The sequence below is a fragment of the Streptomyces sp. MBT65 genome (assembly GCF_016612545.1).
Taxonomy (GTDB): Bacteria; Actinomycetota; Actinomycetes; order Streptomycetales; family Streptomycetaceae; genus Streptomyces.
In genome coordinates this window covers 1-10,735 of record NZ_JAENRY010000351.1, presented here as the reverse complement: position 1 = coordinate 10,735, position 10,735 = coordinate 1, and the positions used below count along the sequence as shown (strand labels likewise).

Here is a 10,735-nt window from a genome sequence, read left to right as displayed (position 1 = left end):
GGCCCGCCCCGCCCGCTGCCGACCGGCCGCCTGCGACGCCCGTACCGTCGCGAGCGCGCTCAGCCCGCGCGCGTGATCGACCCTCGGCTCCCGCGCCAACCCCGAGTCGACGACCACCCGTACACCGGGAACCGTCAGCGACGACTCCGCCACGGACGTCGCCAGCACCACCCGCCGCCGCGTCCCGGGGGACAGCACCGCGTCCTGTACGGCGGCCGGCGCGCGCCCGTGCACCTGGAGCAGCTCGGCCCCGCCCAGGTCGCCCAACTGCCCCGCCACGCGCGCGATCTCGCCGACCCCGGGCAGAAAACACAGCACGTCCCCGTCCCGTTCGCCCAGCGCCCGCCGTACCGTCGCTGCCACGTGCGTGAGCAGCGCCGGGTCCACGCGCATGCCGTGCGGCGGCCGTACGGGACGCACCGGAGGCGTCCAGACGACCTCCACCGGGTACGCGACGCCCTCCGCCTCGACCACCGGCGCGTCGCCCAGCAGTCGGGCCCAGCCCTGCGCGTCGGTGGTCGCGGACGCCGCGACCAGCCGCAACTCGGGCCGCAGCGTCTCCCGTACGTCTACGAGGAAGGCGGCCACGGTGTCCGCGTCCAGGTGCCGCTCATGGCACTCGTCCAGGATCACGGCGTCGACGCCCGCCAACTCCTGGTCCCGTTGCAGCCGTTGGAGCAGCACTCCGGTCGTGACGACCTCCACGCGTGCGTGCCGTCCGACGATCCGCTCGCCGCGCACGGTGTACCCGACGCTCTCGCCGACCTTCTCGCCCAGCAGCCACGCCATGCGCCGGGCCGCCGCCCGCGCCGCGATCCGCCGCGGCTCGGCGACGACCACCCGCCGCGCGGGTCCCTCGTTCCCCTTGCCGAGCAACCCGGCCAGCGCGAGCGGGACCAGTGTCGTCTTGCCGGTGCCGGGCGGCGCGACGAGAACCGCCGCACCGCCCGCCTCCAGAGCGGCGTCGAGTCCGGGCAGGGCGCTGCGGACGGGCAGCGCGTCGAGGGCGTCGTAGCGGATCACGCACCCAGTGTCGTACGCCGTGCGAAACGACCTCTACGCGCGCGTGCCCGCGTTCCGTCAGTCCCTCGGTGGTCCCAGTCCCTCGGTGGTTCCTACCGGTCGCGTTCGCACACGAAGATCGTCGTCCCCGGGATGAGGTTGCCGCGCAGGGGCGACCAGCCGCCCCACTCGGCCGTGTTCCAGGACGGCCACTCCGGCTCGACCAGGTCCACCAGGCGCAGATCCGCCGCCACGATGTCCCGGACGCGGTCGCCGAGCGTCCGGTGATGCTCCACGTAGACCGCGCTTCCGTCGTCGGCCTGTTCGACGTACGGCGTGCGGTCGAAGTAGGAGGCGGAGACCGTCAGGCCCTCGGGGCCCGGCTCGTCGGGGAACGCCCAGCGGATCGGGTGCGTGGTCGAGAAGACGAACCGGCCGCCCGGCCGCAGCACCCGGCGCACCTCGCGCAGCACCAGCAGCGGGTCGGCGACGAACGGCATCACCCCGTACGCCGCGCAGACCAGGTCGAAGGAGGCGTCCGCGAAGGGCAGCGCGCTCGCGTCGGCGCACACCAGAGGGAACGATCCGCCGATCCGCAGCGCGTGCTGGAGCTGGCGGTGGGAGAGGTCCAGGGCCACCGGGCGGGCGCCCTGGGCGAGGAGCCAGCGCGAGCACTGGGCCGCGCCGGCGCCGATCTCCAGGACGTCCTTGCCCTTCAGCTCCTCCGGCGGGCCGAGGAGTTCGGCCTCCACCTCGTCGAGGCCCTCGGGGCCCCACACGAAGCGGTCGTCGCCGAGGAACGTGCCGTGCTCGACCTGGTAGTCGTCCGCGTTCCGGTCCCACCAGCCCCGGTTGGCCCGGGAACTCTCGGTGACGTCGGCGTCACGTCGGGTGGCTTCCGGCTCGAACGCATCGGGCTCTTGGATGATCGGCTCCCTCGTCGTACTCTTCCGTCACCTCTACGGTGCGGCTGTCCCCGGCGGCGTCACTGAAGGGGTGGTTCAGGCCTGCGTGGCCTCGCGGGACACGTTTTGTGCCGGGTATGCGGCGATCCGCCCCGGGTGTGCGCCTTCGCGCATTGACCCTGCCTGGCTGCCCCCGTATGCTACAAGTTGCGCTGCGGGCCTGCGCACCTCAGACGTAGCAGGTTGCGCTCGCATCTGTATGTATGTCCCCTCGGTTTTCGAGGCGCCAACAGGACACCCTGGTGTTCTGGACTGGCGCTTCCTTGGCTGTCCGGCCTTCTGCAGAGCGAAGCGAAAAAGGCTCTCGGCGTGAGCAGTACCTACGACTTCAATGTCCGTACCGGAGCCCTTTCCCACATGACGAGCAGCACCGAGACCACCGCCACCACCCCGCAGGTAGCGGTCAACGACATCGGTAACGAGGAAGCTTTCCTCGCCGCGATCGACGAGACGATCAAGTACTTCAACGACGGCGACATCGTCGACGGCGTCATCGTGAAGGTCGACCGGGACGAGGTCCTGCTCGACATCGGTTACAAGACCGAAGGTGTCATCCCGAGCCGCGAGCTCTCGATCAAGCACGACGTCGACCCGAACGAGGTCGTCAAGGTCGGCGACGAGATCGAAGCCCTTGTTCTCCAGAAGGAGGACAAGGAAGGCCGCCTGATCCTCTCGAAGAAGCGCGCCCAGTACGAGCGCGCCTGGGGCACCATCGAGAAGATCAAGGAAGAGGACGGCATCGTCACCGGTACCGTCATCGAGGTCGTCAAGGGTGGTCTCATCCTCGACATCGGCCTCCGTGGCTTCCTGCCGGCTTCTCTCGTCGAGATGCGTCGTGTCCGCGACCTCCAGCCCTACGTGGGCAAGGAGCTCGAGGCCAAGATCATCGAGCTGGACAAGAACCGCAACAACGTGGTCCTGTCCCGCCGTGCCTGGCTGGAGCAGACCCAGTCCGAGGTCCGCCAGACGTTCCTCACGACCCTCCAGAAGGGTCAGGTCCGCTCCGGCGTGGTTTCCTCGATCGTCAACTTCGGTGCCTTCGTGGACCTGGGTGGCGTCGACGGTCTGGTCCACGTCTCCGAGCTGTCCTGGAAGCACATCGACCACCCCTCCGAGGTTGTCGAGGTCGGCCAGGAAGTCACCGTCGAGGTCCTCGACGTCGACATGGACCGCGAGCGCGTCTCCCTGTCGCTGAAGGCGACCCAGGAAGACCCGTGGCAGCAGTTCGCCCGCACCCACCAGATCGGCCAGGTCGTGCCCGGCAAGGTCACGAAGCTGGTTCCGTTCGGTGCGTTCGTCCGCGTGGACGAGGGCATCGAGGGTCTGGTGCACATCTCCGAGCTGGCCGAGCGCCACGTGGAGATCCCGGAGCAGGTCGTCCAGGTCAACGACGAGATCTTCGTCAAGGTCATCGACATCGACCTCGAGCGTCGCCGGATCTCGCTGTCCCTGAAGCAGGCCAACGAGTCCTTCGGTGCCGACCCGGCCTCGGTCGAGTTCGACCCGACGCTCTACGGCATGGCCGCGTCGTACGACGACCAGGGCAACTACATCTACCCCGAGGGCTTCGACCCCGAGACCAACGACTGGCTCGAGGGCTACGAGACCCAGCGGGAGGCGTGGGAGCACCAGTACGCCGAGGCGCAGCAGCGCTTCGAGCAGCACCAGGCGCAGGTCATCAAGTCCCGCGAGGCCGACGCCCAGGCGGCGGCCGAGGGTGTCGACACCCCGGGTGCGGCTCCGGCCGCGGCCGGTGGCGGCGGCGGTTCGTACTCCTCCGAGGGTGCGGACACGTCTGGTGCCCTGGCTTCGGACGAGGCGCTCGCTGCCCTGCGTGAGAAGCTGGCCGGCGGCCAGAGCTGATCACCTGAGCAGTAGCTCTTGAACTGAGGGGCCGTACCTTTCGAGGTGCGGCCCCTCAGCCGTTTCCCCGGGCCTGCAGAAACTTGTGGGATACATCAGTAACTGCCGTGCCGTAATGGGTCGTTGGGAGGCTGCCCCGGTTATTCGTGATCGGGAAGGGGATCCGGACCATGGCAAGGAACCAGAGCCGACGTGCCTTTCTGCGCAACGTGGGTCTCACCGGTGGCGCGGGCACCATGTTCGCCACCATGGGGGCCCTCGGGCTCGCCCCCACCGCGCAGGCCGCCCAGCGGGAACAGCCCTTTCGCGCCCTGAGCGCCGGCGACTTCCATCTCACCGGACGCGGTGCGGCCAAGGTCGTCATCGTCGGAGGTGGCATCGCCGGACTGACCACGGCGTACGAACTCGGCAAGGCCGGCTACGACTGTACGGTCCTGGAGGCCAGGGACCGTACCGGCGGCCGCAACTTCACCGTACGCGGCGGCGATTCGACGACCGACCTCTACGGCAACCGGCAGACCGCCCGTTTCGCCGACGGCCACTACATGAACTGCGGTCCCGCGCGGATCCCGCAGTGGATGGTCACCCTCGACTACTGCCGTGAACTCGGCGTCCCCATCCAGGTGTTCACCAACGTCAACGCGGACGCGTACATCTACAACGAGTCCGCCGGGATGACCAAGCCCGAGCGCTACCGCACCGCCAAGGCCGATGTCTACGGCTATGTCTCCGAGTTGCTCGCCAAGGCCACCGACAAGGGCGCCCTGGACAAGGAGTTGACCGCCACCGACCAGGAGCGGCTCGTCGAGTTCCTCAAGGGCTGGGGAGAGCTCGGCGACAAACTGACGTACCAGGGAGGTGACTTCCGCGGGTACTCGACCGTCCCGGCCGCCGCGGGCACCCCTGGTGTGCTGCTGGGTGACGTACCCACCGCCTCCGAGGTCCTCGCCAGCGGTGTCGGCCGCTACTTCTCCTTCGAATTCGGCTTCGACCAGGCCATGTTGATGTTCCAGCCGGTGGGCGGCATGGACCAGATCCCGAAGGCGCTGACCCGGGCGATCGGTGCGCACCGCATCCGCACGGGAGCGGTCGTCTCGAAAATCACCGACAAGGGGAGCGGTGTTTCGGTCACCTACACCCAGGGCGGTCGTACGAAGGTGGTCGAGGCCGACTACTGCGTCGGCGCCCTCCCGCCGAACATCCTCGCCAAGATCCCGCACAACCTCGGCACCGGCGTCCAGACCGCACTGGAAGCGATCACCCCGTCGTCCGCCGCGAAGATCGGCCTGGAGTACAAGTCCCGTTGGTGGGAACTCGATCACCGGATCTACGGCGGCATCACCGAGACCGACCAGGACGTCACCCACATCTGGCACCCTTCGTACGGCTTCCACGGTGAGCGGGGCGTCCTCATCGGGTACTACAACTACGACGACAACGCGGACTCCTACGCGAAGCTCACCCCCAAGGGGCGGGAAGCGCGGGCGGTGGCCGCGGGCGTGAAGATCTACGGGGAGAAGTACCGCACCGAACTGGCGTCGTCCTTCTCCCACCACTGGCGTCAGACGCCCCACCTGGAGGCCGCGTGGCACGACACCCCCGGTGGCCCCGACGACGTCCGCTACAAGCCGCTCAACGACCCCACGGGACGCGTCTACTTCGCCGGCGACTGGCTCACCTACACCGACGCCTGGCAGCACGGCGCGTTCTCCTCCGCCCGCAAGGCTGTGACCGCACTCCACGCGCGCGTGCTGTCCTCGTGACGTGACCGTTCTCCCGGTGACGCGGGGGAGCGGCGCATGAAAAGCCCGTAAGAGGTGCCTGATCAGGGGCATGGGCGGGAATGCCCATGCCCTGGAGGGCGTTGTGCAGTACGAACACGAGGAGGAGCGGTCACTGTGCTTGATCCGCAGGGTTTGTACGCATGGGAGCCGAAGGGCCTGGCAGTCGTCGACATGGCGCTCGCACAGGAGTCGGCCGGTCTTGTCATGCTCTACCACTTCGACGGATACATCGACGCGGGCGAGACAGGCGATCAGATCGTCGAACGTCTGCTCGATACGCTGCCCCATCAGCTCGTGGCCAGCTTCGACCACGACCGGCTCGTCGACTACCGCGCCCGCCGCCCGCTGCTCACCTTCAAGCGGGACCGCTGGACCGAGTACGAGGAGCCCACCCTCGACGTACGACTGGTCCAGGACGCCACCGGAGCCCCCTTCCTGCTCCTCTCCGGCCCCGAGCCGGACGTGGAGTGGGAGCGCTTCGCCGCGGCCGTCCAGCAGATCGTGGAGCGGCTCGGCGTCCGGCTGTCGGTGAACTTCCACGGCATCCCCATGGGCGTCCCGCACACCCGGCCCGTCGGCGTCACCCCGCACGGCAACCGCAACGACCTCGTCCCGGGCCACCGCAGCCCCTTCGACGAGGCACAGGTCCCCGGCAGCGCCGAGGCGCTCGTCGAGTACCGCCTCATGGAGGCCGGTCACGACGTCCTGGGCGTCGCCGCGCACGTCCCGCACTACATCGCCCGCTCCCCGTACCCGGACGCGGCCCTGACCGTCCTGGAGGCCATCACGGCGGGCACCGGACTGGTCCTCCCGGCCATCGCGCACTCCCTGCGCACCGAGGCCCACCGCACCCAGACCGAGATCGACCGGCAGATCCAGGAGGGCGACGAGGAGCTCGTGGCACTCGTCCAGGGCCTGGAGCACCAGTACGACGCCGCCGCGGGCGCCGAGAGTCGCGGCAACATGCTCGCCGAACCGGTCGAGATCCCCTCGGCGGACGAGATCGGGCAGGAGTTCGAGCGCTTCCTGGCGGAGCGCGAGGGCGACAACTAGCGTGCGGGCGACGCCCGGGGGCAGACCCCGGGCGGTCTCCGACGGTCACCGGACGCCCTGTCGGTGACAGGCCGTAGGCTTCGGTCCATGCTGAAGGTCGGCCTCACCGGGGGCATCGGTGCCGGTAAGAGTGAAGTGTCGCGGCTGCTGGTGGGACACGGCGCCGTGCTGATCGACGCCGACCGCATCGCGCGCGAGGTCGTCGCGCCCGGAACTCCCGGGCTGGCTGCGGTCGTCGAGGCCTTCGGTGAGGACGTGCTCGGCGCGGACGGCGGCCTGGACCGTCCGAAGCTGGGCTCCATCGTCTTCGCCGACCCCGAGAAGCTGGCCGTCCTCAACGCGATCGTGCACCCCCTCGTCGGCCGACGCTCCCGGGAGCTCGAAACGGCCGCGGCCGACGACGCCGTGGTGATCCACGACGTCCCCCTCCTCGCCGAGAACGCCCTCAGCGCGCTCTACGACCTGGTGATCGTCGTCGACGCGAGCCCCGAGACCCAGCTCGACCGGCTGGTCCGGCTGCGCGGCATGACCGAGGACGACGCACGCGCGCGTATGGCCGCCCAGGCGACCCGCGAGAAGCGGCTCGCCATCGCGGACGTCATCATCGACAACGACGTACCCCTGAAGGTGCTGGAACGGCGCGTACGGGACGTCTGGGACGAACTCGTCCGCAGGGCACACGCGCCCCAGGAGCCACCCCAGGAATAGCGGCCCATTTCCCGGGCGTTGAAACGTCCGAGTGAGGGAAGGAATTCGCCGTGCCCGAGAACAGCGGAACGACCGGACGTACTCCGGAGACGCATGTCATCGACTTCCGCGCCGCCGAGCAACTGCTCGCCGCGCGGGACCCGCGGGGCGCGGTGAAACTGCTCGACCGTGTCATCGACGCGCACCCGGAGAACACCGCCGCCCGGTTGCTGCGCGCGCGTGCCTTCTTCGCGGCCGCGCAACTGCGCCCCGCCGAGCTGGAGTTCACCATCGTCCTGGAGCGCGAGCCGGACAACGCCTTCGCGCACTTCGCGCTCGCCCGCACCTACGAGCGACAGGGCCGCGCCGACCAGGCCAAACGCCACTTCCGGCTGGCCGCCGCGCTCGACCCCCAACCGCAGTACCTGAAGGCGGCCCGCTTCGACGGGTAGGCCCTCCTCCGCGCGTCAGGGGTGGCGGTGCTCCGGCGGTCGGTACGGCGGGACGTCGGGGCCCGGCTGGTAGTGCGGGCCCTGGCGCATGTGTCTGAGGATCATGGTCATGTCGACCGTGACGACCAGCCACAGCACCGCGCAGGCGGCCGCCCATCCGGGGCGCCCGGTGAGCGCGAACGCGACCGTACCGAAGATCGTCCAGACCAGCCCCCACACGCTCAGCCAGAACCGCGTCCGCAGCGCACTGCGGGCTGTCGTGGGCTCACTGCCTGTACGCATCAGGATCACCGCTCCTCCTTGAAACGTACTCTTCGGGCCGGACGTTCTCCACAGGGAGTTCTCGACAGAGAGTGCTCCACGGAGAGTGCTGAAGAGAGAGTTCTCCACAGGGAGGGGAAGCACACCGTGCTGCCGGACGCCGACGAACTGCCCGAGGTCCTGCTCGACCTCGCCGTACCCCATGAGGACATCAACGAACTGGTGCGACTGCGCCGGGTGTTGACGCGGGACACCGACGCGACGCGACTCCTGGAGGAGTGCCTCGGCGAACTGGTGAAGGACATCGGAGAGCACGGCCACTGGACCCGGCTCACCGAGCTGTTCCTGGCCCGGCTGCCCGAGGCCCCGCCGGAGATGGGCACCTACTTCTCCGTGTACGTGTTCGTCGCCGCGCTGCCCTACACGCGCGCGTACCACCGCGAACGCGACATCCCCGCCGACATCTCCCGGCGCACCCTCGCCGACCTGGGACGCAACATCGCGGTCAACCGCAGACGCTACGGCGGGGGAGGGGTACCGATCCCGCAGTGGCTCATCCCGCACTTCCGCGGCGAGCTGTACCAGCTGGGGCGGTTGCAGTACGAGCGGGCGCGGCTCGGCGAGCGCACCGCGCGGGGACTCATGGCGACGGGGCTGGAGGCGACGCCCGGGACTCCCTCCCTGAACCTGCACATCCCCGACTTCCAGGGACCGCTCACCCCGGCCGCCTGCGACCGCTCGCTGGACCTGGCCCGCGCGTTCTTCGCCCGGCACTTCCCCGAGGAACAGCACGAGGTCGCTACCTGCCACTCCTGGCTGCTCGACCCGCAGTTGAAGCGGTACCTGTCCGCCGACTCCAACATCGTCCGCTTCCAGGAACGGTTCCGGGTGGCCTACGAGGACACGGAGCCGGCCGACACCGAGCCGGTCCAGTTCGTCTTCGGCCATCCCGATCAGCGGGCGGAGAGCCTGCCGCGGGGTACGTCCGTGGAGCGGGCCGTCGGGGATCATCTGCGGGCGGGCGGCCACTGGTACCTCGGGCACGGGTGGTTCCCGCTTCGAGAGTCTCCTCGTTGATCCGAAGGTTGCCTCGTTGGTCCGTCCCGTGCCTCGCTGACCCGACGGTTGCCTCGTCGAGGGAAATTGGCTCGTACGAGTGAACCAGTGCGAGTCGGGAACGGGTGTACGGACACGGGCCGTTGGACGGGCATGCGAATCGAAATGCGTGAGGGGCACGAGGGGACAGGACCCGGGGCGATCACCCCGGACGGCTGCGCGGTGGAGCTGTACTCGCGGCTCCCCGTGGGAGAGGAACCGGACATCATCGCGGCGGCGGTGCCGGCGGGCGCGCGCATTTTGGAGCTGGGCAGCGGGGTGGGGCGGATGACCCACCCCCTCCTGGAGCGCGGATTCACGGTCACGGCGGTCGACGAGTCCGCCGAGATGCTGGAGCGGGTCCGAGGAGCGCGCACGATATGCAGTCCGATCGAGAACCTCGATCTGGGCGAGACCTTCGACGTGGTGATGCTCGCGTCGTTCCTGGTGCACGCCGGGGACGAGGAGGAACGGCGCGGACTGCTGCGGACCTGTGTACGGCATGTCGCGGCGGGCGGCTCTGTGCTGATCCAGCGCGAGGGCGAGGACTACCACTCGAACGTGCCGCGCGAGCGGGTCGACCCCAGTGGCTTCACCGTGCGGATTGTGTCGGCGGAGCCGGTCGGGGACGGGGTCGACTCGGTGCGCGCGGAGTATGTGTTCCCGGACGCGGTCTGGACCCAGACGTTCCTGGCCCGGCCGTTGACCAAGGACCAGTTCGAGGAGGCGCTGGCGGAGGCGGGACTGAGAGTGGACAGCTATCTGACACCGGACCGGATATGGGTGCGGGCGGTGCCGGTGGCAGGGGAGGCGGCGGACTAGCGGCGGAAATCCCGTGCGGCGGCGATGAGTTCGAGGACGCGGGCCGGTCTACCCCTGTGACAGCAACACGGACCGCTTCCCACAGGAGACCCTCATGTCCGCAACCACTCCGACCACTCCGACCACCCCGCCCACCGCTTCCGTGGCCTCCGCGAACTCCCGCCCCGTCCTCGCCGAGTCGGCGACCCCGCGCGGTCGCCGCGCCCGGATCGCGCTGCGCGTCCTCCAGGTGCTGATCGCCCTCTTCTACGGCATCGCGAGCGCGCTGCCCAAGCTGATAGCGCACCCGTCGGCCGTGGAGTCCTTCGACAGGATCGGCTGGGGCAGCGGGGCCATGTACACGATCGGCGCGCTCGAACTGGCCGGCGCCGTAGCGTTGTTGGTCCCGCTGCTGCAGTCGGTGGCGGCGACGGCGCTCAGCGCGCTGATGGTGGGTGCGTTCGTCGTGCAGATGACGGTGTTCCACGGGGAGAACGCGGCGACACCGCTGATCCTGATCATCCCGCTGGCCTTGATCGCCTGGGCACGGCGGGGACAGAACGGGGAGTTGCTGCGCCTGGTACGACGACGGGCGTGATCCGGGCCGTACGGCTACAGCCGGGGCAGGGCGACGGTGGCGTCCGGTGGGTCGAGAGACCCGGGCCGGAGGTCACCGTTGCGGGTCGCGGCGGGTACGGCGGCGGGCGTCGCGGTGGGAGTCCCGGTCCTGGTGGGCATCGGGAGGGGTGGCGGCGGGGCCGGTGCCGGGGAG

Annotated in this window: 11 protein-coding genes; 8 read left to right on the top strand and 3 right to left on the bottom strand. The window is 69.6% G+C overall.

The genetic code is table 11. From position 1 onward, the window contains the following. Positions 1-1,023: DEAD/DEAH box helicase (locus JHN63_RS44005; protein ID WP_200690744.1), on the bottom strand; the 1,023-nt coding region annotated here is incomplete at its 3' end. 92 nt (positions 1,024-1,115) lie between these two features. After that, the gene (locus JHN63_RS44000) at positions 1,116-1,931 is read right to left on the bottom strand and encodes a class I SAM-dependent methyltransferase (protein ID WP_200690748.1); all 816 of its coding nucleotides are present in this window, start codon (positions 1,929-1,931) and stop codon (positions 1,116-1,118) included. Positions 1,932-2,324: 393 nt separating this feature from the next. On the opposite strand from JHN63_RS44000, the gene rpsA reads away from it, so the two are divergent. The 5 genes from rpsA to JHN63_RS43975 all read left to right on the top strand — a co-directional run bounded on the left by rpsA (position 2,325) and on the right by JHN63_RS43975 (position 7,806). Then, the gene (gene rpsA, locus JHN63_RS43995) at positions 2,325-3,830 is read left to right on the top strand and encodes a 30S ribosomal protein S1 (protein WP_200690747.1); all 1,506 of its coding nucleotides are present in this window, start codon (positions 2,325-2,327) and stop codon (positions 3,828-3,830) included. A gap of 170 nt (positions 3,831-4,000) precedes the next feature. Beyond that, positions 4,001-5,593 carry a flavin monoamine oxidase family protein gene (locus JHN63_RS43990; protein WP_374222995.1) on the top strand — a complete coding sequence of 531 codons (1,593 nt, stop codon included), beginning with the start codon at positions 4,001-4,003 and terminating at the stop codon, positions 5,591-5,593. 135 nt (positions 5,594-5,728) lie between these two features. Next, positions 5,729-6,667: a PAC2 family protein gene (locus tag JHN63_RS43985; RefSeq protein ID WP_200690743.1), complete on the top strand. Its 939-nt coding sequence runs from the start codon at positions 5,729-5,731 to the stop codon at positions 6,665-6,667. A gap of 87 nt (positions 6,668-6,754) precedes the next feature. Beyond that, positions 6,755-7,375, top strand: coding sequence for a dephospho-CoA kinase (gene coaE, locus JHN63_RS43980; RefSeq protein WP_200690742.1), 621 nt, complete (start codon positions 6,755-6,757; stop codon positions 7,373-7,375). A 50-nt stretch (positions 7,376-7,425) separates the two neighbouring features. Further along, positions 7,426-7,806 carry a tetratricopeptide repeat protein gene (locus JHN63_RS43975; RefSeq protein WP_200690741.1) on the top strand — a complete coding sequence of 127 codons (381 nt, stop codon included), beginning with the start codon at positions 7,426-7,428 and terminating at the stop codon, positions 7,804-7,806. A 15-nt stretch (positions 7,807-7,821) separates the two neighbouring features. Here JHN63_RS43975 and JHN63_RS43970 read toward each other — a convergent pair whose 3' ends face one another. Then, positions 7,822-8,088, bottom strand: coding sequence for a DUF6343 family protein (locus tag JHN63_RS43970; RefSeq protein ID WP_200690740.1), 267 nt, complete (start codon positions 8,086-8,088; stop codon positions 7,822-7,824). A gap of 126 nt (positions 8,089-8,214) precedes the next feature. Here JHN63_RS43970 and JHN63_RS43965 point away from each other — a divergent pair, with 126 nt between their 5' ends. The 3 genes from JHN63_RS43965 to JHN63_RS43955 all read left to right on the top strand — a co-directional run bounded on the left by JHN63_RS43965 (position 8,215) and on the right by JHN63_RS43955 (position 10,561). Next, positions 8,215-9,144: an acyltransferase domain-containing protein gene (locus JHN63_RS43965; protein ID WP_200690739.1), complete on the top strand. Its 930-nt coding sequence runs from the start codon at positions 8,215-8,217 to the stop codon at positions 9,142-9,144. A gap of 132 nt (positions 9,145-9,276) precedes the next feature. After that, a complete protein-coding gene (locus tag JHN63_RS43960) occupies positions 9,277-9,984 on the top strand; it encodes a bifunctional 2-polyprenyl-6-hydroxyphenol methylase/3-demethylubiquinol 3-O-methyltransferase UbiG (RefSeq protein ID WP_234478605.1) in 708 nt (235 codons plus the stop codon). A gap of 94 nt (positions 9,985-10,078) precedes the next feature. Beyond that, positions 10,079-10,561, top strand: coding sequence for a DoxX family protein (locus tag JHN63_RS43955; protein WP_200690738.1), 483 nt, complete (start codon positions 10,079-10,081; stop codon positions 10,559-10,561). Positions 10,562-10,735: the final 174 nt, after the last annotated feature.